This window comes from Sneathiella marina (genome assembly GCF_023746535.1).
Lineage (GTDB): Bacteria > Pseudomonadota > Alphaproteobacteria > Sneathiellales > Sneathiellaceae > Sneathiella > Sneathiella marina.
On sequence record NZ_CP098747.1, the window covers coordinates 1262144 to 1283005 of the forward strand.

A 20862-nucleotide genomic window follows, 5' to 3' on the forward strand; every position below is an offset into this window, starting at 1 on the left:
GAGGAAATTACGGCTATGTCTTTGGGTCTTGAAACATGAACATTTCTCGTTCTCTCGGGGAAAATGATTAAAGCAGGATTTCAAATGCAGGAAAACTCTCTAGCAGGTTTGGAAACGCGTCATTTTCAAAATGGGCGGTCCCCCTCCAGAGTGATGCGATGGAGCAAGCGCTTGTATCCGTGATAGTCATTTATTGGATTGTGCTGACTTGAACGGTTATCCCAGAAGGCAATGGATCCTGGGCGCCAAACAAATCGGCAGGTATATTCAGGCTTAATCTGTTCCTGATAGAGAAAATCGAGAATAGGGGTACTTTCAGCTTCCGTCATGCCCTCGAACCTTACGGTGTGGCCGGGGTTAATGAACAGGGCTTTGCGGCCCGTCTCAGGATGTGTTCTGACAACGGGGTGTATGGCTTCAAGAACAGTTTCCGCAGGCATTTTGCCACTGTCGTCCAATCGCGCTTGACGGGTGGATTTAGCAACGGGGTTTTCTGATGAATTGATTGCCTTGAGGCCGGAGAGCACCTCTTTCATGCCGTCAGATAAACCTTCATAGGCCTTGTACATATTGGCGAAAAGAGTATCCCCGCCGTAAGGGGGCAATTCCCGCGCCAGCAAAATGGACCCTAAAGGTGGGCACTCCTTATAAGTCGTATCCGAATGCCAAAGGCCGCCAAAATTCACCGTTTCATGTTCCAGCTTCAATACAGGAATAATTTCGGGAAAACCCTCCAGTCCTTTGACAAGAGGATACGCAACGGGGGTACCGAAACGTTCGGCGAAAGCAAGATGCTGTTCAGGCGTAATGTCCTGATCACGGAAGAATATGACCAAATATTCCAGCAGTGCTTGACGAATTTGTGCAACCGTATTGTCGTCAAGATCGTGGCTTAAATCAATGCCGGAGATTTCAGCACCCAAGGCACCCGCTACGGGCGTCACTTCTATTTCCGGTTCTTTGCTCAACATTATTCTCTCTCCGATTGTTTTTGACCTGACATTGAATTGCCAGTTGCTGACAAAGCCTGTTTATGAAACTTTGACCTGGTTTTATCTCACCTTTATTCGTCCTGGACGTAAAGCTTGAAACACCTGCCACCCTATCGTCAAGAAGGTTTTCTCGGACGCTGGGATTTTCTCTTCCAAAGAAGATGCAGTCCTGTCCGGCAGCCGGGGTCGGGGCCGATAAATTTATAGCCTGGCGCGCTGCCTGGTATTTTTGGATCATCATTATTTATTCGCCGGGGAGTTAATATGATAACACCCCATTGACAGTAATTAGCAGTAGCTCACATAATCACAGGCACCCTTTGGCACTTGATAATAATAAAAAGAGAAAAGCCTATGGACTATAACCGGATTCCCATCCTAATCGGTTGCGGGCAAGTCACACAACGCGAACCTGATCCAAATTTGGCCCTTGGCCCCCTTGACCTGACCGCAGCGGCCGCGCGGCAAGCTGCGGAAGATGCGGGCGGTGGCAATGCCCTTCTATCGTCTTTGGATACCATTGTTGTGATCCGCTCTTTCTCTGATACCAGTTGGCGGTTCGCGAGCCCCTTTGGAAGGGCTTCAAATCCGCCCAAATCCATTGCCGACCGGATTGGGAACAGCGGTGCCAAACGGCATATTTATACCTACCCAGGTGGGAACATGCCGCAATGGTGTATCAATCGATTGGGGGAAAAGATTTCAGCCGGGGAGGTGGATGCGGCCCTTATTTGCGGCGGTGAAGCGCTCGCCACCCAAAGAAATGCCAGGAGAGCGAAGGTCGACCTTGACTGGAACGAGGATGCGGGGGGTGAACCGGAGCAATGGGGAGTTGCGACCCGTGGCTGGAATGAAAATGAGGAGCGGCACCGCATGGCGGGCGCCATATTTGCCTATCCATTATTTGAAAACGCTATTCGCGGCCATAAAGGTCGGTCCATATCTGAGCATTTGACAGCAATGGGGGCTCTCTTTGCAGGTTTTTCGGACATTGCCAGCCGCAATCCGCTGGCAGATCGGCGGCAAGGGTATAGCGCCCGACAAATATCAACGCTAAGCGCGGACAACCCCTTTATCGGCTTTCCCTATACGAAACTGATGAATGCCAATGCATATATTGACCAGGCTTCCTCCGTGATATTGACCTCTGTCGCCAAGGCTAAGGCATTAGGCATCTCGGAGGATCGGTGGGTTTACTTGCATGGGTGCGCGGACGCCTATGATCACTGGTATATCTCAGACCGCCATAATTTCCATTCCTCTCCGGCTATGCGGGTGGTTGCGCAGGAAGCGCTGGAAATGGCAAATATTGATATCTCGGCCATTGATAAATTTGATTTGTACAGTTGCTTCCCGTCTTCTGTGGAAATTGCCTGCCGGGAAATGGGAATTGAGGAAGAGGATCCGCGCGGGCTGACTGTGACTGGCGGGCTTCCGTATTTTGGTGGCCCCGGAAATAATTACGTGACCCATGCAATTGCCGAAATGATGAACGAGGTTCGAAAAGCGCCCGGTAGCCGGGGCATGATCACCGCCAATGGCAATTACGTGACCAAGCAATCAGTGGGCATTTATTCAACGGATCCAACAGCACAACCCTTTGCTCCGAAAGACCCCGTTATATACCAACAAGCCATCAATGATCATAAAGGCCCTGATGTCGCAGAGATTGCTCACGGTTTGGCCCAAGTGGAAACATATACAGTCATGCATGATCGGGAAGGGCCGTCTTATGCCATTTTGTTTGGCCAATTGCAGGATGGTCGCCGATTTATCGCCAACACGCCGGAGGACCCGGTGCTTCTGCAAAATATGGTGGATCAGGATTTTCTTGGTGTGCAGGGCCAGGTTGTCAACAAGGACGGACAGAATATCTTCACGCCTGTCTAGAGGCAATAGATAGCCGGATTTCAGAAACCATCCCTGGACCGGTTGATAGGGGTCCCTTTTTAACTAATCTGAAACGGATTACGGAGTAACATGTTCTCGGAGTAAATTTATGGTGCCGAGTACACGTATGAAATATGTTCTTTCAGTTGAAGACAGCCGCCTTTTTGCAAATCAAATAAAACAATCCATTGAAGAGCAGATTGACGATACGATTGTTATAATCGCCTCCTCCATGTCCGAAGCCATGGAACTGTTAAGATCGGGAAAATACAATTTTCAGTTAGCATTACTGGATTTAAATCTGCCAGATGCCCCTGACGGCGAAATAGTTGATCTTGTAATTTCTCACAATATTCCAATCTTCGTTTTCTCCTCTCTGATGGAAGAAAAGTTACATAAGCAGGTGTTTTCAAAACCGGTCATTGATTATGTACTCAAAAACAACACAACCAGTATCTCTAGTCTGATCAAGATGGTGAGACGTTATTTTAAAAATGCCACGACAAAACTACTTTACGTGGATGATAGTAAAACTGCTCAGCAATTTATATCCAACCTTCTAAAGCGATATAATTTCAATGTGCTTACGGCATCAAGCGGAAAAGAAGGGCTTGAGATACTAGAAAAAAATCTTGATATCAGTTTAGTGCTTACAGACTTCATTATGCCAAATATGGATGGCATTGAGCTTACCAAACAGATACGCAAGAATTATCCGAACTGGAATTTGGCAATTATCGGCTTGTCGGCCGGATCTGAGCAAAATATCTCTGCTAGGTTTTTGAAATCTGGCGGAAATGATTTCATAAATAAAAATTTCCATCGCGAAGAATTCTTCTGTCGTATTCACCAGAACATCAATCTTGTAGAGCATATGAACGAACTTCATCATGTCGCGTCCAATGATTTTCTTACGGGTTTGCCGAACAGACGAACATTTTTTACCATGGGCGAGACCCTTTTCGAGAACGCTGTTCGTCAGGATATGTCCGCCATAGTTGCGATGATGGATATTGATTTTTTCAAAAGTGTCAACGATACATGGGGACACAATATTGGGGATAAGGTCCTACAAGCTGTAGCGGACAAACTTTCAAATAGATGCCGAGCATCAGACCTACTCGCCCGTGTCGGCGGCGAAGAATTTGCCTTTGTCGGTATAGATATAAATGCCGCACAAGCTAAACAAGTCCTTGATGATTTTAGAACTGCCGTAGAAGAAGTTATTATTGAAGAAAATGGTGACGAAATTAGACCGACAATCAGTATTGGATTTACAGATATCGATTTTGCCAATAATTTCGGGAAAGATTTCAATAGCTTGATACAATTTGCCGATGAAGCACTGTATCAGGCCAAGGAAAACGGTCGCAACCGTGTTGAAAAATACTCGGAACAGAAAGCATCCCTGATATCAAACGGCTAAAATAATAAAAGTGCGATTGTCTGATTAAACAGGGATACGCGAGACTAAGGCTTGGAATTGCAAATCAAGCTGCTTTTAGAGGCCGGAAATTATCGCGAACAGAGCGGGATGAATGTAAATTTTCAGTTTCAGTCTCAATAGTTTTCTGAAACTTTTTTAATCTTTCTCGCGCAATTTTTCCAAACCAAATCTACTTATCGACGGGGACGTGACATCCCCATGAAAATGTCTTTCGTTTAACCGTCATGCTGTTTTTCATATATCCCAAATGTAAATTTTACTTGAAATGGAAAATATATTCTATTAACCTTCAGTCATCTTACATACTGATTTCCGTGGAATATAATTAGAAGAAAGTGCGGCGTTCAAAACTAAATGAAGTCCTTATGGGAATCTGTAAAAGGCAAGATTTCGTTTCGCCTTTCGAATACATGACTGAAATTAATTTAACTTAACTGATAAATGGAGTGTGATTAAGCTATGACCGTAAAACGCCCGACACAAGGCCAATTGGAGGAGATTGTTGCTGATCTCGGAATGTCTATGAGCTCAGAACGCGTAGCTGAGTTTCTTGCGGCCATGGAGGGGAATTTCCCCGCCTATGACTTGATTGAGTCCCTGCCCGATGAGAAACCCATCGTCAAATATCCAAGGACACCTGGTTACCGACCCTCTCCTGAGGAAAACTCACATAATGCCTGGTATGTAAAATCTGAAATCAAGGGAAGCGGGAAAGGGAAATTGGTCGGAAAAACGGTTGCCGTGAAGGACAATGTTTGTGTTGCCGGTGTTCCGATGATGAACGGTGCCTCAACTCTGGAAGGATATATGCCCGACCTCGACGCAACGGTTGTGACCAGGCTGCTGGATGAAGGGGCCGTCATTAAAGGTAAGGCGCATTGTGAATTCTTCTGTTTATCAGGCGGAAGCCATACGAATGCAACGGGCCCCGTCCATAACCCGCATAAAATGGGGTATGCTTCAGGGGGCTCTTCCTCGGGGAGTGCGGTGCTGACGGCATTAGGCGAAGTTGATATGGCCATTGGTGGTGATCAGGGCGGTTCTGTCCGATTGCCCTCATCTTTTAGTGGAACCTACGGGATGAAACCAACGCATGGCCTGGTTCCTTATAGTGGTGCTATGCCAATCGAAGCCACCATTGATCATCTCGGCCCAATCACCAGAACGGTTGCGGATAACGCCTTGATGTTGGAAGTCATTGCAGGTGAAGACGGCTTGGATCCGCGGCAATATAACGCAAAATCGGAAGATTATACGGACGCGCTTGGCAAGGATGTCAAGGGCTTGAAAATAGGTGTTGTTGGTGAAGGCTTTGGATTTGAAAGCAGTGAAAGTGACGTTGACGATAGCGTTAGGGCAGCAGCAGATCGTTTTGCACAGCTAGGGGCGACAGTCAGTGATGTCTCTATTCCCATGCATTTGGCCGGTGCCGCGATTTGGACACCTATTACACTCGAGGGCCTACAGTGGCAGATGATGCATGGTAATGGGATGGGAATGAATTGGAAGGGGCTGCATACGACCAGCCTTCTGGATGCACATGCCAACTGGCGGGATCGCGCTGATGAGCTTTCGGACTCCTTGAAAATCAGTATGTTTGTCGGGGAGTATTTTATTCGCCATTATCGGGGGCATTATTACTCTAAATCAATGAATATCGCGCGCCGACTTACGGCGGCATATGATGACGCATTGAAAGAGTATGATTTGCTTTTGATGCCGACAACGCCGATGAAGGCAACGCCGTTGCCGGAGGCCGATGCACCGCTGGCGCTTTACCTGCAACGGGCATTTGAGATGGTGCCGAATACGGCGCCGTTCAACGTAACGGGACATCCGGCAATGGCAATTCCCTGCGGCATGCGTGATGGCTTGCCTGTCAGTACTATGCTGATCGGCAAACATTATGACGAGAAAACAATTTATCAGGCTGCGGATGCTTTTGCCTCATCAGCTGACTGGAAAACAATCTAACTTCAGAGGAGAAACAAATGGCTCACGATCATGATCATCCACATAATAAACCTCTTTCAGAGGTGGAATTGCGCGTCAAGGCGCTGGAATCTGTGCTAACGGAGAAAAAATTAATAGATACCGAAGCAATTGACCTCATTGTCGAAACATATGAGACTAAAATTGGCCCGCGAAATGGTGCAAAAGTCGTGGCAAAGGCCTGGACGGACCCGGACTTTAAAAAACGGTTGCTGGAAAATGCGACTGATGCCATCAAGGAGCTGGGATATTCCGGTGTTCAGGGAGAGGATATGCTGGTGGTCGAGAACACGGACAGCATCCACAATATGGTTGTTTGTACATTATGTTCTTGTTACCCGTGGCCAACATTAGGATTGCCGCCCGTGTGGTACAAAGCGGCACCATATCGGGCGAAAGTTGTAAAAGATCCGCGTGGTGTCTTGGATGATTTCGGCGTGTCAATTCCCGAAGATACTGAAATTCGGGTTTGGGACAGTAATGCCGAACTGCGGTATCTGGTTCTTCCCAGGCGGCCGGAGGGTACCGATGGCATGAGCGAAGAAGACCTCGTAGAGCTTGTCACACGTGATTCCATGATTGGAACCGGTCTAGCTGCCTCTGCTTGAAACCAGCCTTACTAACGGGAGATAAAAACAATGAATGGAATACATGATCTTGGTGGAATGGATGGTTTAGGTCCGGTGAAAGCTGAGCAAAATGAGCCGGTTTTCCATGATGAGTGGGAAAAGCGAATGATGGGAATGTTTGTGTCCTGCTTTGCGGGCGGACATTATAACGTGGACGAATTTCGCCATGCGATCGAACGAATGGATCCGGCGCATTACCTGGAAAGCAGTTACTATGAACATTGGCTGTCATCTTTGGAAACTTTGTTGACGGAAAAAGGTGTTGTGACGCAAGATGAACTTGATGAACGCAAAAAACATATCGCGATGGAGGACGCCTGATGCCCTTACTTACAACAGATATCGTTCCAGGCTTATTAGGCACGGGCGCATCGGCGCGTATAGATGAGGATATCGCCCCTAAATTTTCGACCGGCGATGCCGTGGAAATCAGGAACATTAATCCGGTTCATCACACCCGTTTACCCCGCTATGTGCGTGGTAAAAAAGGGACCGTCGACCGGGATCATGGCGTATTCGCCTTTCCTGATACCAGTGCTCACGGTAAGGGTGAAACACCTCAACATGTATATTCTGTCAAATTTTCATTCCAGGAGCTCTGGGGTGAAGATCATAGCGACAACATGTTTTTGTATATTGATATGTTCGACGACTATATGCGAGCAGCATCATGAACGATTATATCAAGGGGTCTGACTTAAAAAGAACGCCGCATTTGCCTCATGATGAGGGAGGTCCTGTCTTCGCAGCACCGTGGGAAGCAAAAGCTTTTGCAATGACACTTGACCTGCACAACCATGGTGTGTTCGATTGGACAGAGTGGTGTGAGATTCTGTCCAGCGAAATAAAAATGGCGCAGGCGGATGGCGATCCTGATTTGGGGGATACTTATTATAATCACTGGTTAAATGCGTTAGAAAAACTTGTTACGGAAAAGCAGGTGGCAAGTGTTGAGGATCTGGTTGCTGTTAAAGAAGATTGGCGGGCGGCGGATGAGCATCGTGGCTTCGGGGAAGCACCTGTTCTCATTAAAGGCGCAGGCTGAGTGATTGCTATCTAAATTGTTAGAAAGAAAAAAGGATAAAACATGAAAAAATATTTTCTTGCGGCACTCGGCGTACTCGCCAGTGCGACGCCGGCGTTGGCGCATCATCCCTTAGCTGGCCAACCGATGGAAACCTTCGCCCAAGGTCTTCTTTCCGGCATTGGGCATCCGCTTCTCGGTTTTGATCATTTATTCTTTGTCATCGCGATCGGTGTCGCGGCTTTGTATACAGGATATGCCAGATTGGCACCTGCGGCATATATCGGTGCAATGTTGGTTGGCTGCTTGATGATGAGCTTCGGGATTGGCCTTCCTTTCAAAGAAGTTATTATCGGGCTTTCCCTCCTGACGGTTGGCATTGTCGTACTCTCGGGCCGAGCCCTCAGTGTCGCACCAGCTATTGCACTGTTTGCGATTTTCGGGCTGTTTCACGGCTCCGCCTTTGGCGATTCAATTGCCGCGCAGGAGGCCAGTGTTGGGGCGCCGGTTCTTTTTGGCTATCTGATTGGTCTAGGTGTTCTGCAGTATGGCATTGCGCTGGCCTCTGGGTATTTAGTTGTGAAGGTTTGGAAAGCGACTGCGGCACAGGCTGTTGAAGCTCGAATTGCCGGCGCTGCTGTTGCCGGAATGGGAGCTTTCCTAACACTTGAAAATATCGAAGGAATGGTTTTTGGAGCGCTCCTTTAAAGCTCGGAACCTTCGTTAGAGAATTAAGGTAAAGCATTGCACATATGTGTGTATTGCAGCGGCACCTAAGTTTACAATGCCGAAAGTATGGATTATCTGTTGATCCATACTTTCGGCTTTTCTGTCAAAAAATTTAGACTTCCCGGCAAAAAGGATGGACCTTAATACCCATGACTGGATTATTTGATTCCATACAGCTGCGTGGCATTACCCTGAAAAACCGGATTGCTGTTTCTCCCATGAGTCAGTATCGAGCCAAAAATGGATATGCCAATGATTGGCACTTGGTTCATCTCGGACGCTTTGCTCTGGGCGGGGCGGGGCTGGTTTTTGCAGAGGCAACAGCAGTAGAAGCTGATGGTCGTAGAACACATGGTGATCTGGGGCTTTGGGAAGACCAACAGATAGAGCAGTTACAACCGGTGACCAAATTTATTGCGGCGGAAGGCTCGGTTGCGGGAATTCAGCTCGGTCATGCGGGGCGTAAAGCATCAGAACGGCGACCCTGGCACGGAGAAACACCTGTAGATGAACAGGATATTCTGGAAAGGAATGAAGCGCCCTGGACAGCCATCGCGCCATCAAAAATCCCTTATGCAGATGGATGGCCAAGCCCGATTGAGATGTCAGAGGCACAAATAGAAAAAACCCTTCAGGCGTTTAAGTCGGCTGCCAGACGTTCCGCAGAAGCCGGCTTCAGGGTTATAGAAATATATGCCGCACATGGCTTTCTGGTACATCAGTTTCTCTCGCCAATTACCAACAAAAGAACAGATAAATGGGGTGGGGATGCGCAGCGACGGTGTCGTTTTGCAATAGAGGTTGCGCGAGCGGTCCGGTCAGATTGGCCAGAAGAGTATCCACTGATCTTTCGCCTGTCTGCGACTGACTGGCTGGAAGGCGGACTTGAAATCGAAGATGTTGTCGAAATTGCCCGAGCACTTGCCGCCGAAGGCGTCGATATGATTGATTGTTCCACCGGAGGAATTGGGGGAAGAGAACGTCCGAAACGGATGAAAATCGAGCAGGGATTTCAAGTACCGTTTGCGGATCGTATTCGTGAGGAGGCGGGAATCGCCACCATGGCCGTTGGCTTTCTTTGGGACGCCAAGGCCTGCCAGGCCGTTATTGATACCGGGAGTGCCGATATGATCGCAATGGCAAGAGAATTTCTTGATGATCCAAACTGGCCATTACATGCTGCTGCGGAACTTGGCGCTGACGAAAGATATTCAAAATGGCATAGCGAATTTGGCTGGTGGCTCGATAAACGAGAGCGCCTTGTTCGCAAACTCGGGTTACGTTAACTGCCGACAAATTTCATGTGAGCTGCGAGGCTGTTCGATCCATTGCTGGCGAGGCGCACTTCAATTTAGGTGAGGAGCTTCGTCAATAATTTCATTCAACAGTCTTTTCAATCGCTCGACCTTGTCAGATCCGATATTGGAATTAAATTGACTATGGAATTCAACGGCATGTGTGTTTAGCCTCTGATGCAGTTCCAGTCCTGAATTTGTAATAAAAACAAGGACTTTCCGTTGATCATTTTGATCCAGTGAGCGATGGATCAGGCCATTGGCAACCATTTTATCGAGCATTTTTGTTAAAGCTGGATGGTTCATGAGCACTATTCCGGCCAGATCACCCATAGACCGGCCTTTTTCGTCGCTGAGGACATCCAAAATGCGCCAATGCTCAACCTGGACGCCTTCCAACCGCAATCTTTGCTCGAACTTGAGATGTACTTCCCGATGTGCTTGTGCCAGCACATAAGCCAAGTTGTCCGTAATTTTTTCTTTTGTAATGCTCATTTTCAGTGTGCGCCTTCTACTGATTTTATGCCAGATTTACATTATTACTATTCCACTGTATACTTAATTTGGAAAATTAATTTATTATATGACGAATTTCCTCAATGGAAAGAGTTAAAGTGCATGGCGACCATGGAACTAAGCCGTCGTTTTTATGCAGGAATACCTGCATTCGGCGCTAATACATTCGCTTCGGAAAAATGGCATGTTTCTTTGAAAGAGGATCGCTTCCGGATTGGATTGCTTGTTCCGATGTGTGGCGCGGCGGGTCTATGGGGGCCGTCTTGCATCGCAAGCGCGCAGGTAGCAATTGCTGAGCTTAACTTGGAAAACGGCATACTTGGTAAACAGGTTGAACTGGTTTTAGTGGATGCTGCCTTTGAAGCAGACGGTGATCTTTACCATACAATTCACGAGATGATTGAGTTTGGTGAGATTGACGCCATTGTTGGCATGCACATAAGCGCTGTTCGACAGCAACTTGCGAAAGTGGTCCGTGGACGCGTACCCTATATTTACACACCTCTATACGAAGGTGGTGAGGAGAGCCCTGGTGTTTATGCGATTGGCGAAACACCGGATGATCAACTGGTTCCGGCAATCCGGAGTATTGCCTCTTTGCATAAAATCAAGAATTGGGCTCTGATCGGAAATGATTATGTGTGGCCCAGAGCATCTAATTATTTTGCCAAGAAGTGTATTCAATCCCAGGGGGGCAAGGTGACCTATGAGCATTATGTGCCATTTGGTGTGGACCGCACCGAACGGTTGATTGATGATCTAAACGCGAGTGGTGCGGAAGCCGTGCTATTGTCTTTCGTTGGTCAGGATGCTGTTGATTTTAACCGAGCCTTTGGATCACTTGCGCTGGATAGGCAGATTATCAGGCTTTCCTGCGCCATTGAAGAAAATGGTTTGCTGGCTATTGGAGAGGAAAACTCGAAAAGACTATACTCATCCTCTTCGTATTTTTCCACTTTGAACACGCCATCCAATAACTCATTTAAAGAAAAATATTATGGACAGCATGGTGAAAGGGCACCAGCTCTTAACTCACTCGGTCAATCGTCCTATGAAGGCGTCCAGTTCCTTGCTGAATTGATGAAAAAACAAACCCACAGTCAGTATGCACTATCTAAAAACACTTCTTCTGCAATTACATACCGCTCCGCAAGGGATGCAACCTACCTTAACAACAAGTCCAAAAACCTTCCCATATACCTGGCGCGTGCTGACGGATTTAAGTTTTCCATTTTGGAAGAACTCTAGTTTCAACCCCAAATAAGCACAAACCATAAGGATTGCGCGGCAAAAAAGTGGGCGTTGAGGATTGAGGTTATTCAAGCGACATATTTGGTCTTGGCCTGACTGAACTTAACGGTAGTCATCGCTTATTTTAGTACTGAGTAGGCGGCATGCTCCGCCGCGTCAAGTGCACCTGCAATCAGTCCGGGGTCATGGCGAGCGGTTTCCGCTCCGGCAAAAAAGATCTTTTCATCGAGAAAGGGCGCACGAAGGATATTTGGGCCAACTGCAGGATGGGCCATCGGAGCAGCCAGGTCCTCAGGAACTGCGGTTAATGTATTCGTCGCCCAGTCTTCGATATGTATGGCTAGGGGTGCCGGACTGTCTTCGCCGAAACATCTTTTCAATTGAGCCGTAATATGGTTCGGTAGTTGACTGGCAAACTGCTTGCGTAATTGATGATGCCAGCCAACAAAACCGAATAATGCCGCCGGATTTCCTTCCGGGCCACTATGATCATGGGTTTCAACAAGGGGGCCTTCACGGCTTGCAATACGGCCAGAAAGCCCGGCCTTCCGCCAAAAGGCTGTATCATAAAGAACGATGGCTTTGGCGTGAGATGCCATCCAAGTTGGCATGGCGGAAAGCGCCTGTTGTAGGGGCAGTGGCAGTACTGGATTAAAGGTCAGTGTCTTGAGAGCTACCCGGGGAGGGATCGCAATAATGACCTGGCTGCAATGAAGTGGCGCTTCGCTGATATCAGTTAGCTTAATCTCGATATGTTGGTCTTCGACAGTCACAGAGCGAACCGGTTTCCCAAATTTGACTGTTTTGTCAGCCAAGCGTGAGCTCAGAGCATCGATTAGAGCCTGCGGCCCGCCAAGCGGCCTGACACTCCCTTCCTGGCCAGGTAGAAGCTGTCGCTCAGGCTTATTCTCCCGCCCGTAATCCAAAATTGTGAGGCCAAGTTCATATTGCGGGAATCCTTCCAGATCGAGTTTGTTCATCCAGCGATGAATGATGGGCTGAAAATCCGGCCAAATCCAGGTTGGGCCAAGGTCAGCTATATAAGTATCGGTTTCTTTGTCGAAAACGCTACGAATGCGGCCGCCAAGTCGATTGCTGGCTTCAAGAACCGTGACAGTTTTGCCGGCCTCTTGCAGTAATAATGCTGCCGTGAGGCCGGACAAACCGGCTCCTATAATGATTACGTCGGTTACGTTTCTTTTCTCTGTCATGGGGAACTTCGTGCTCAAAAGGAGATCGGCGCATCAGCAAAGCGCAAATGACGGCTCTTTACCCAGACTTTGGCGCCATCATGCCCTACTTTTGCATCGAGACGGCCACCCATTGGGATTCTTAGCCAGGAATGGCTACGGAGCTGATCACCTGTTTCGGTGAATTCGCCGTCCAGAACCAGAAATTCTCCGCCGTCAGGCAGATCCAGCCCAATTCCTGCATTTGCATCCCAAGTTTCCATCCTTACGGTTTCCCGCTCATCCATAAACAGGGGCATAACCGAAACACCGGCGCGGTCTGCATCACGTATTGAACCCATTTTGTTCATATCAATTTTAACGGGGGTTCTGTCTTTCAAATCGAATTGCCAGAGTTTTACAAAGATAACACATCCTTTATCTGAGCCCGGTGTGTGGCCCGAGGTTGGAGGGTTGCGAATATAGGAGCCGGCAGGGAAATCGCCATGCTCATCCTGAAATACGCCTTCAAGGACAATAAACTCTTCCCCGCCTGTGTGGATATGAGGTGAGAATTTACTATTCGGGGCGTAACGGACAATCGTTGTTGCCCGTGCTACTTCGCCACCGATGCGGTCTAGCATCCGTCGATCCACCCCAGGTATGGGAGAGGACAGCCAGTCAATCTCGTCAGCATGCATCACAACACGTTTGTTAAAATCAGCGTTCAATTCCATAGCTGTATTCTCCTTCGTTCATTCAAATTCTCAATTGGTAAAGCTGGGTCGTGCCGCCATTTTTTTGCGCCATGCCTTGAGATTCGTCAAGTTCGCCGGGGTTTCAATATTCGCGAAATCGGCAAAGGCGAGGCCGGCAAAAGCAGTGATATCCGCCATAGAGAATTCATCGCCGGCCAGATAAGGATCAGTTGCTAGTACACTATCCAGATAGCGCATTGTTTTCAACGCTACTTCCTTTTCCTTTTCCCCCCATTCCGCATTTTGATAAGTTTCAAGATCCGGCCCCAAACCAGGTGTGGCATGGTGGAAATAAGCGCCAACCGCGTCAACTAATCCGGCTTCGGCCCTCAGGTTCATCATGTGGATTCGGGCACGTTCCCTCGGCGTCTTTCCAATTAAATTCGGCCCTTCAAATGTGCCATCAATATATTCTGTTATCGCGGTGCATTGTGAAATACAGGAGCCGTCTTCAAGTTCAATATAGGGAACAGTTGCGTCGGGGTTTCGTGCTTTAAACGCATCTGTGCGGTGTTCTCCAGCCATTACATCAACCGGCACAAATTCCACTTGGTCAAGCGCGCCCTTCTCTGCAAGAGCAATTCGCACACGGGCTGGATTAGGAAATCCTTCGATATCAAAAACCTTAATCATGTTTATCTCCAAAATTGACATTTCATTTATTGATCTATCTATCAGTAGGTAGATATTAAAAACAAACCCTACTTAGCTCTTGACTGAAAGGATGTCAAGAAGTATCTATCAGTAGATAGGCAAAATATCAAAAATACGCTAATTCTGGAGCAATGAACGCCAGTTCACTTGATTTGCCGGGTGAATTAATAGGTTAAAGGTGGATGATGAAAACGGATTCAATCAAGGAGAAGCTACTGGCGGCGGCGGAAAAGAGGGTGCGCCATGTCGGATTCAATGCAGTTAGTTTTCGCGATCTGGCAGCTGATGTTGGGGTCAAAAGCTCGAGTGTTCACTATTACTTCCTTAAAAAAGAGGATCTTGGGGAAGCGTTGGTCAATCGGTATGCGGAAAATTTCAAAAATGAATTGGACAAAATTGACGCCAACACTCAGAGCCTGATTGACGCACTGACAGCGTTTGTCGGACTTTATGGGCGAGCGCTGGTCCTTGGTGATTCCGTCTGTCTTTGTGCGATCCTCGGCGCGGAAGTTAATGGATTAGCCCCTCGTATCCGAGAACGCGTTCAGGCCTTTTTCCAGATGAACACTGACTGGCTTGATAAACGATTTAGGAACGGTGCGGATAACCCGGCCAGATTGACATCACTTGAAATTGTCGCGGCCCTGGAAGGGGCTATGATCGTCTCGACAACCCTTGGATCCCGAGAAGCATTTGATGTGACTGCGGCGCGGATCTTGAAAACATCTATATAAATGAATTGGTGGTTTTGCTCGGCTAGGACATATAATAAATACAGGCTGGTTGAAAATATTTAAGTTTACGATCGCAGGTTATCGACTACGGAGTGATTGCCTTATTCAGCGGTTATGAAGTTTTCATAGGCTTGTCCGACTGAACGAACAGAGGCTTCAAATAATTCTTGGCCAACTTCGGGGGTAGATAGTGTTGGATCCGAACCCATCCGGCCATCAGCAAATCTTCGGCGGAAATCAGTTGCATCATAAATTGGCCCGCCCGGAGCAACAGGCGGGGTTAATTCGTCGCGCTTTACCCTTGCGCCGTCTTCCGGATACCCAAAATAGGTGAGTGAGACTTCTGAGGGGGTGGCATGGCTGCCTTCTGCGTCTCCATACTCCCTTTTTGAAATTTCCTTAATGGCTTCACTATTCCACCAGTTCTCTAGATGGCAACGGACAGATGGCTGGTTTTGTCCCGCGATACCCAAACTGCTTTCGGCATAAATTTCAGAAAATGCGGCTTCGCATGTGGCGATGTTACCGCCATGTCCATTTAAGAAAAAGAAGCGGTTAAATCCATGGCGCCTTAGCGAATTGACCACATCACACACAACTGAGATAAGCGTTGTCGGACGCAATGTAATTGATCCTGAGAAGCCGAGATGATGTTGAGCCATGCCAATACTCAGGGTTGGTGCAACCATGACATTCTGGCGTTGTCCAATCTCAGTTGCAACCAGCTCAGGGCACAGGGCGTCAGTTCCAATAAAGCCAGTAGGCCCATGCTGCTCAGTTGACCCTATGGGAATGATAATACCTGCAGAATTTTTCAGATAATCCTCTACTTCCGGCCATGTTCTCAATTGCAGGCGCATGCCTCTCTCCTTCAAATTCCATTTCCCGCCTTAAGTCATCACATTCTATCGTTTCATCATGTGCAGGGATATAATATTTTATGTGAGGTATGGTTCAATCTATTCTAGTAAGCTAATGTGTAAATTACTATCCAGCCCCCCCTCAAGCAATCAATTAGAGGAATTATGAAAATACGAATTTATGTTGCATTTCTAGCGCTTTTTACGTTTACAAGTCCTGGTTTCGCCACAGACATCACGCCACCAGATGCAGTTGGACTTTCACCTGAGAAACTTGGATTGATGGACATAAATCTTCAAGAAGATGTTGATAATGGGACGATCTCGGGGGCCACGGTGGCCGTGATGCGGCATGGCAAGCTTGTTTATCAAAAAGCTTTTGGTACTCGGGGCAGGGGCGCTGCACCCGGGCCATTGAAAACCGATGATATATTCCGTATCTACTCCATGTCCAAACCGATAACAACGGTTGGTATTATGATGTTGATGGAGCAGGGGAGAATCCAGCTTACCGATCCGGTCTCTAAATTCCTTCCGGCTTTTGCAGAAACCAAGGTCATGGAGTTGGGGGATCTTTATGCGCCGGACAATCCAATCACTATTTCCGATCTGCTTCGCCACACATCCGGGATTGTTTATGGTTTCTTTGGCGATACTGAAGTTCGAGCAGAATACCAAAAGGTTGATTTGTATGATGCGGGTCAAACAACTGCCGAAATGGTAGGTAAGCTGGCTGCTCTTCCCCTGGAACATCAGCCGGGAGATGCATGGGAGTATAGCCATTCAACGGATGTTCTTGGCCGCGTTATCGAAGTTGTTTCAGGGAAAAAGCTGGATCAATTTTTTAAGTCAGAAATTCTCGGTCCTTTAGGTATGAACGATACGGCATTTTATGTTGATGAGGAGGAGAAGGCTAGAATAGTGGAGCCGCAGTTTAAGGGACTACTTGATCCTCTGAACGTACCGATCCTCCATTCTGGGGGTGGTGGCTTGATGTCAACGGCAGACGACTATCTAATTTTCAGCAGTATGATGCTCAATGGCGGTATTTATGAGGGTAAGCGTTTGCTGAAAGAAGAAACGGTTGCCCAGATGACGCAAGATCAACTTGGTGACGTCCGTCCCGGCAATTATGACCTTCTTACTGACGAGAACGGGTTTGGATTTGGTTTTGCTGTCCGCCTCTCCGATGAGGGGTTTGCTGCAGGATCGAAAGGCAGCTATTGGTGGGGAGGTTATGCAGGTACATATTTCTGGATTGACCCGGCTGAAGAGCTGATCATCGTCTTTATGATACAGCAGCCGGATCAAAGGTCCCTATATCGACCAAAAATCAGAAACTGGGTTTATAACGCGATTGTAAATTGAAGGTGTTTGATATTTTGAATGCTGAACTACTGCTCTAAAATCCAAGAGCTAAACCGTCACTTCGCGGGTCGGCAGCCCCTTCGATAAGGCCATTTGGATGGTGAACCAAGGCGCCTGCATGTCCCATTACTTCATCATAGGCTCCGATCACCTCTAAATCATGGCCAGCCTCCAATAATTGCTGAATGATATGGGGCGCAACCCGATTTTCGATCCGAAGGTTAGATGTCTCAGCGCCCCAAGTCCGGCCCAAAAGCCAACGCGGGGCGGAAATGGATTGCTGCAAATCCTGACCATATAGAACATGTCGACTGAAGATCATTGCCTGTGTTTGCGGCTGGCCCTCGCCGCCCATGGTTCCGTAGGGCATGACCCGACCGCCTTTCAAGTGCGCCAAAGCCGGTTGGATGGTGTGGAAAGGACGGCGAAAGGGCTGCAGACTATTATGATGAGTGTGATCCAATGAAAAGCTGGTACCCCGGTTCTGCCAGGTAATTCCGGTTTCGTCCAGAACGACCCCGGACCCAAATTCCCAAAAAATGCTTTGGATAAAGCTGACGGCACGCCCCTGGCTGTCAACAGCACCTAACCAAACCGTATCTCCTTTTGCAGCTGCTTCGGGCCATGGAAGAGCTCTTTCCATATCAATGTCTGACGCCAAGCTATCAAAAATAGCTGCAGACAAAAAATCCGCTGGGGCCGTCTCCATAAAATCGGGGTCTGTAACATGCTTGTCGCGGATTCTGAATGACCGTTTGGTAGCTTCAACAAGTCCGTGAATAAAATCGAAGGTTTCAGCTTCCGCAATATGAAGGCGCTCATAAACACCAAGCAGAAGAAGTGATGCTAATCCTTGCGTAGGTGGGGGCATGTTGAATAGCTTATGGCCAGCAATATCAACTGCGAGTGGGGAGACGGAAAGCGCATTGTGACGTTCAAGATCTTCAATACGCAACGGAGAACCAGCCCGTTCCAGATCTGCCGCTATTTTTCGCGCCAGATCACCACGATAGAAATCATCCAGCCCGGCTTTGCTGAGATGCCGAAAAGTTTCGGCAATACGGGGTTGATGGAACCGTGCACCAATTTTCGGAAGTGCGCCGTCTATAAAATATGTGTCCTTAAAGCCGGGAGAATTCTCAAGCTCTTTCAGTTTAGCTTCTGCATTGCTCGCAAAAGTTTGTGAAACGGAAATACCTTGGTCGGCATAATAAATAGCCTCTTCCAGCAGGCGATCAATAGGTAAAGTTCCACCCCAGTTTTTTTGGCTGAAATTGTAAGCTTCCTGCCATCCAGAAACCGCGCCTGCGACGGTCAGAGCAGCCTGGCTTCCACGGGAGGGTATCGCGTCAAATCCCTGGTTTTTATAATACTCGATATCGGCTTTTGCCGCTGCTCCCCCACAGGCGTCAATTCCCTGAACTTTTTTACCTGGCGTATGGATCAGCCAGAAATTATCTCCTCCCATTGCGTTCATATGAGGATAGGCGACAGTGATCATTGCTGCTGCGGCAATCATTGCCTCAATGGCATTGCCGCCTTCTTCTAGAACCCGAATACCGGCACGTGATGCGAGGTGGTGGGGTGAAGTGACCATTCCGCCATAGGCACGTTTTGTTTGCAGCATTTGATTTTCTCTCTTCGTAGCAATTGCCCGGTAAGACAGCTTTAAACTATGGTCTGGCTGCTTGGCAGGAGGTTTGTGACAGTAACGTCCTTATCAATCGATGTCATCTGTCGAAACAATTTGCCTTTAAAGTAGACTTTGCATCAAGGAGTTTTAGCAGCCAAAGGTGAGCTTCAATTAAGTTGAGTTTTCGCCGATGATCGCCTGGATAAGGGTGCTCCAGTTCGGGGCCGGTTGGCCAGATTTACTGATTGCATGGGATCCAAAATACAGGTTGGTCAAAATAACCGATTTTTCATTGAGATTTTTTCTTGTCAATTCACATGCTTCGCGATTTTCTATTAGTGCGGAGACGATGGCCCTTTGTATGGAAGCATACATTTTACTTGTTAATCTTGCGACCACCGCATCTGTCGGCCCTAATTCAACCATTGCATTACACATCAGACAGCCCCGTCTTTCCTCTCTGGGCATGTCATCATTGATGCTGTTGGAAAAAAGAGTAGACAAACGCTCAATATTGGTGCCTGCCTTTTCATCTTCCAGCAGGGTAACAGCCGATTTAATATGTATTTGGTCATACCTTTTCAGCGCTTCGATATACACGGACTTTTTATCACCAAAGGCTTTGTAAAAAGAACCGCGTGTTATATTCATGGATTTCAATAAATCAGGCAGATTGGTGGCGCCATATCCGTTTTTCCAGAATATCTGCATGGCGCCTTCCAGCGCATCATCTATGTTAAACTCTCTCGGTCTGGCCAAATCCATTCTCCAACATCATTTCATACATAGTTTATTTCAGATCACGAACTGTTCACAACTATGTGTATTGTACCAATTGGTTCCTAATTATATATGTCATTTTACCGGTTGGCAAATATCTCATTACTAAGGGTGCTGACGGAAAACATTAGTCCACAGAAAGGCGGCGGAAAATGCCGCAACAGGAGAATAAAAATGATTAAGTTCTTACGGACCGTTCTAGTTGGTCTTGCTCTATCTACCGCATTCCTTACCTCAGCCTTCGCGGCAGGAAACGATGTAAATGCTACAACAACTGGTCTTGCAATGCGTGGATTTGATCCGGTTTCCTATTTTCAAGATAGCGGCCCTGTCGCCGGTGATCTAAAATACACTGCCGAGTATAACGGCGCGACATACCGATTTGCTTCCAAAGCCAACAAAGAAGAATTTGAAGCTGATCCAGTTGCTTTCGCGCCAGCATATGGTGGGTACTGCGCTTTTGGTACAGCCATGGGATTTAAATTTGATGGCGATCCTTCTATCTGGAAGATTGTTGACAAGAAATTGTACTTGAACCTTTCTCCAGCAGTTCAAAAACGCTGGGTAAGCGAAGAAGCTGACTTTATTGCGCAGGCTGACACTAATTGGGTCAATATTAAAGACACAGCGCCAGAAGCCTTGCAGAAATAGATCGACTAACGATAAAGTCTCTGATTGCGGGAACAGGGCTAAACCTCTCGCAATTAGAGACATACGTATATTATCCTAATGAAAGGAAATTGATAATGGCTTCAAAAACACTGACAGCAGTTGCTTTGGCGGGAGCTGTGACCGCTGCTTTGTCAACCGTTGCACTTACTACGAATACTGTAGAAGCAGCAGCAAAGGAAAAATGTTTCGGCGTTTCGCTGGCAGGAGAAAACGATTGTGCGGCTGGTCCAGGTACGACGTGTGCCGGAACATCAACAGTTGACTACCAAGGAAACGCTTGGAAACTGGTTCCTAAGGGAAGCTGTCTTTCAATGGAATTACCCAAAGATAGTAACGGGAATGCGCGAGAAGGATCTCTGTCCGAACTAGATCGTGATCCAGCGGCCTAACAGCAACACCTATGCTTCGCTGAAGTGCTTTATTCGCAATTGATTTACTCTATTGGTGGTCATTGCAATACCGGACTTCA

The 20862-nt window shown here is 47.5% G+C and carries 20 protein-coding genes and 1 pseudogene; 13 read left to right on the plus strand and 8 right to left on the minus strand.

What is annotated here, in order from left to right; all coding sequences use genetic code 11:
- Window positions 1–125: 125 nt before the first annotated feature.
- The gene (locus NBZ79_RS06030) at window positions 126–971 is read right to left on the minus strand and encodes a TauD/TfdA dioxygenase family protein (RefSeq protein WP_251936380.1); all 846 of its coding nucleotides are present in this window, start codon (window positions 969–971) and stop codon (window positions 126–128) included.
- Window positions 972–1346: 375 nt separating this feature from the next.
- Here NBZ79_RS06030 and NBZ79_RS06035 point away from each other — a divergent pair, with 375 nt between their 5' ends.
- From NBZ79_RS06035 to NBZ79_RS06075, 8 genes and pseudogenes are all read left to right on the plus strand, one after another.
- Window positions 1347–2882, plus strand: a complete 1536-nt coding sequence (locus tag NBZ79_RS06035; protein ID WP_251936382.1) for an acetyl-CoA acetyltransferase — start codon at window positions 1347–1349, stop codon at window positions 2880–2882.
- 127 nt (window positions 2883–3009) lie between these two features.
- Window positions 3010–4308, plus strand: a complete 1299-nt coding sequence (locus tag NBZ79_RS06040) for a GGDEF domain-containing response regulator (RefSeq protein WP_251936384.1) — start codon at window positions 3010–3012, stop codon at window positions 4306–4308.
- Window positions 4309–4788: 480 nt separating this feature from the next.
- Entirely contained in the window at window positions 4789–6303 is a 1515-nt protein-coding gene (locus tag NBZ79_RS06045) for an amidase (protein ID WP_251936385.1), read from the plus strand.
- 17 nt (window positions 6304–6320) lie between these two features.
- The gene (gene nthA, locus NBZ79_RS06050; RefSeq protein WP_251936386.1) at window positions 6321–6929 is read left to right on the plus strand and encodes a nitrile hydratase subunit alpha; all 609 of its coding nucleotides are present in this window, start codon (window positions 6321–6323) and stop codon (window positions 6927–6929) included.
- 30 nt (window positions 6930–6959) lie between these two features.
- Window positions 6960–7624, plus strand: a pseudogene (nthB, locus tag NBZ79_RS19665) (nitrile hydratase subunit beta).
- On the plus strand, window positions 7621–7995 hold the full coding sequence (locus NBZ79_RS06065) for a nitrile hydratase accessory protein (RefSeq protein ID WP_251936390.1): 375 nt from the start codon (window positions 7621–7623) through the stop codon (window positions 7993–7995). The pseudogene nthB and the gene NBZ79_RS06065 overlap by 4 nt, the downstream one beginning before the upstream one ends.
- 42 nt (window positions 7996–8037) lie before the next feature.
- Window positions 8038–8682 carry a HupE/UreJ family protein gene (locus NBZ79_RS06070; RefSeq protein WP_251936391.1) on the plus strand — a complete coding sequence of 215 codons (645 nt, stop codon included), beginning with the start codon at window positions 8038–8040 and terminating at the stop codon, window positions 8680–8682.
- A gap of 170 nt (window positions 8683–8852) precedes the next feature.
- Window positions 8853–9989 (plus strand): NADH:flavin oxidoreductase/NADH oxidase, encoded by a 1137-nt coding sequence (locus tag NBZ79_RS06075; RefSeq protein WP_251936392.1) that lies wholly within the window; start codon window positions 8853–8855, stop codon window positions 9987–9989.
- 60 nt (window positions 9990–10049) lie between these two features.
- Here the strand turns inward: NBZ79_RS06075 and NBZ79_RS06080 are convergent, their stop codons facing one another.
- Window positions 10050–10493 carry a MarR family winged helix-turn-helix transcriptional regulator gene (locus NBZ79_RS06080; protein WP_251936393.1) on the minus strand — a complete coding sequence of 148 codons (444 nt, stop codon included), beginning with the start codon at window positions 10491–10493 and terminating at the stop codon, window positions 10050–10052.
- Between the two features lie 123 nt (window positions 10494–10616).
- On the opposite strand from NBZ79_RS06080, the gene NBZ79_RS06085 reads away from it, so the two are divergent.
- Window positions 10617–11762, plus strand: a complete 1146-nt coding sequence (locus NBZ79_RS06085) for a substrate-binding domain-containing protein (protein ID WP_251936394.1) — start codon at window positions 10617–10619, stop codon at window positions 11760–11762.
- Window positions 11763–11884: 122 nt separating this feature from the next.
- Here the strand turns inward: NBZ79_RS06085 and NBZ79_RS06090 are convergent, their stop codons facing one another.
- The 3 genes from NBZ79_RS06090 to NBZ79_RS06100 are packed head-to-tail and all read right to left on the minus strand — an operon-like array spanning window position 11885 to window position 14322.
- Window positions 11885–12976, minus strand: coding sequence for a flavin monoamine oxidase family protein (locus NBZ79_RS06090; protein ID WP_251936395.1), 1092 nt, complete (start codon window positions 12974–12976; stop codon window positions 11885–11887).
- Between the two features lie 14 nt (window positions 12977–12990).
- Window positions 12991–13671, minus strand: a complete 681-nt coding sequence (locus NBZ79_RS06095; RefSeq protein WP_251936396.1) for a cupin domain-containing protein — start codon at window positions 13669–13671, stop codon at window positions 12991–12993.
- A 30-nt stretch (window positions 13672–13701) separates the two neighbouring features.
- A complete protein-coding gene (locus NBZ79_RS06100; RefSeq protein ID WP_420854587.1) occupies window positions 13702–14322 on the minus strand; it encodes a glutathione S-transferase family protein in 621 nt (206 codons plus the stop codon).
- 206 nt (window positions 14323–14528) lie between these two features.
- On the opposite strand from NBZ79_RS06100, the gene NBZ79_RS06105 reads away from it, so the two are divergent.
- Entirely contained in the window at window positions 14529–15080 is a 552-nt protein-coding gene (locus tag NBZ79_RS06105; RefSeq protein WP_251936400.1) for a TetR/AcrR family transcriptional regulator, read from the plus strand.
- Between the two features lie 101 nt (window positions 15081–15181).
- Here the strand turns inward: NBZ79_RS06105 and NBZ79_RS06110 are convergent, their stop codons facing one another.
- On the minus strand, window positions 15182–15940 hold the full coding sequence (locus tag NBZ79_RS06110; protein WP_251936401.1) for a creatininase family protein: 759 nt from the start codon (window positions 15938–15940) through the stop codon (window positions 15182–15184).
- A gap of 165 nt (window positions 15941–16105) precedes the next feature.
- Between NBZ79_RS06110 and NBZ79_RS06115 the strand changes: the two genes are divergently transcribed.
- Complete coding sequence (locus tag NBZ79_RS06115; RefSeq protein ID WP_251936403.1) at window positions 16106–17308, plus strand: serine hydrolase domain-containing protein; 1203 nt, start codon at window positions 16106–16108, stop codon at window positions 17306–17308.
- A 34-nt stretch (window positions 17309–17342) separates the two neighbouring features.
- On the opposite strand, the gene NBZ79_RS06120 is transcribed toward NBZ79_RS06115, so the two are convergent.
- Window positions 17343–18935, minus strand: a complete 1593-nt coding sequence (locus NBZ79_RS06120; RefSeq protein WP_251936406.1) for a gamma-glutamyltransferase family protein — start codon at window positions 18933–18935, stop codon at window positions 17343–17345.
- 177 nt (window positions 18936–19112) lie between these two features.
- Complete coding sequence (locus NBZ79_RS06125; protein WP_251936408.1) at window positions 19113–19700, minus strand: TetR/AcrR family transcriptional regulator; 588 nt, start codon at window positions 19698–19700, stop codon at window positions 19113–19115.
- 195 nt (window positions 19701–19895) lie between these two features.
- On the opposite strand from NBZ79_RS06125, the gene NBZ79_RS06130 reads away from it, so the two are divergent.
- Window positions 19896–20372, plus strand: coding sequence for a YHS domain-containing (seleno)protein (locus NBZ79_RS06130; protein WP_251936410.1), 477 nt, complete (start codon window positions 19896–19898; stop codon window positions 20370–20372).
- A 95-nt stretch (window positions 20373–20467) separates the two neighbouring features.
- Complete coding sequence (locus NBZ79_RS06135; protein ID WP_251936412.1) at window positions 20468–20782, plus strand: BufA1 family periplasmic bufferin-type metallophore; 315 nt, start codon at window positions 20468–20470, stop codon at window positions 20780–20782.
- Window positions 20783–20862: the final 80 nt, after the last annotated feature.

Bases quoted from the DNA above. Each gene is read 5' to 3' on its own strand.
- NBZ79_RS06030 (WP_251936380.1), bottom strand. From the start codon at position 971: ATGTTGAGCAAAGAACCGGAAATAGAAGTGACGCCCGTAGCGGGTGCC.
- NBZ79_RS06035 (WP_251936382.1), top strand. From the start codon at position 1,347: ATGGACTATAACCGGATTCCCATCCTAATCGGTTGCGGGCAAGTCACA.
- NBZ79_RS06040 (WP_251936384.1), top strand. From the start codon at position 3,010: ATGAAATATGTTCTTTCAGTTGAAGACAGCCGCCTTTTTGCAAATCAA.
- NBZ79_RS06045 (WP_251936385.1), top strand. From the start codon at position 4,789: ATGACCGTAAAACGCCCGACACAAGGCCAATTGGAGGAGATTGTTGCT.
- nthA (WP_251936386.1), top strand. From the start codon at position 6,321: ATGGCTCACGATCATGATCATCCACATAATAAACCTCTTTCAGAGGTG.
- NBZ79_RS06065 (WP_251936390.1), top strand. From the start codon at position 7,621: ATGAACGATTATATCAAGGGGTCTGACTTAAAAAGAACGCCGCATTTG.
- NBZ79_RS06070 (WP_251936391.1), top strand. From the start codon at position 8,038: ATGAAAAAATATTTTCTTGCGGCACTCGGCGTACTCGCCAGTGCGACG.
- NBZ79_RS06075 (WP_251936392.1), top strand. From the start codon at position 8,853: ATGACTGGATTATTTGATTCCATACAGCTGCGTGGCATTACCCTGAAA.
- NBZ79_RS06080 (WP_251936393.1), bottom strand. From the start codon at position 10,493: ATGAGCATTACAAAAGAAAAAATTACGGACAACTTGGCTTATGTGCTG.
- NBZ79_RS06085 (WP_251936394.1), top strand. From the start codon at position 10,617: ATGGCGACCATGGAACTAAGCCGTCGTTTTTATGCAGGAATACCTGCA.
- NBZ79_RS06090 (WP_251936395.1), bottom strand. From the start codon at position 12,976: ATGACAGAGAAAAGAAACGTAACCGACGTAATCATTATAGGAGCCGGT.
- NBZ79_RS06095 (WP_251936396.1), bottom strand. From the start codon at position 13,671: ATGGAATTGAACGCTGATTTTAACAAACGTGTTGTGATGCATGCTGAC.
- NBZ79_RS06105 (WP_251936400.1), top strand. From the start codon at position 14,529: ATGATGAAAACGGATTCAATCAAGGAGAAGCTACTGGCGGCGGCGGAA.
- NBZ79_RS06110 (WP_251936401.1), bottom strand. From the start codon at position 15,940: ATGCGCCTGCAATTGAGAACATGGCCGGAAGTAGAGGATTATCTGAAA.
- NBZ79_RS06115 (WP_251936403.1), top strand. From the start codon at position 16,106: ATGAAAATACGAATTTATGTTGCATTTCTAGCGCTTTTTACGTTTACA.
- NBZ79_RS06120 (WP_251936406.1), bottom strand. From the start codon at position 18,935: ATGCTGCAAACAAAACGTGCCTATGGCGGAATGGTCACTTCACCCCAC.
- NBZ79_RS06130 (WP_251936410.1), top strand. From the start codon at position 19,896: ATGATTAAGTTCTTACGGACCGTTCTAGTTGGTCTTGCTCTATCTACC.
- NBZ79_RS06135 (WP_251936412.1), top strand. From the start codon at position 20,468: ATGGCTTCAAAAACACTGACAGCAGTTGCTTTGGCGGGAGCTGTGACC.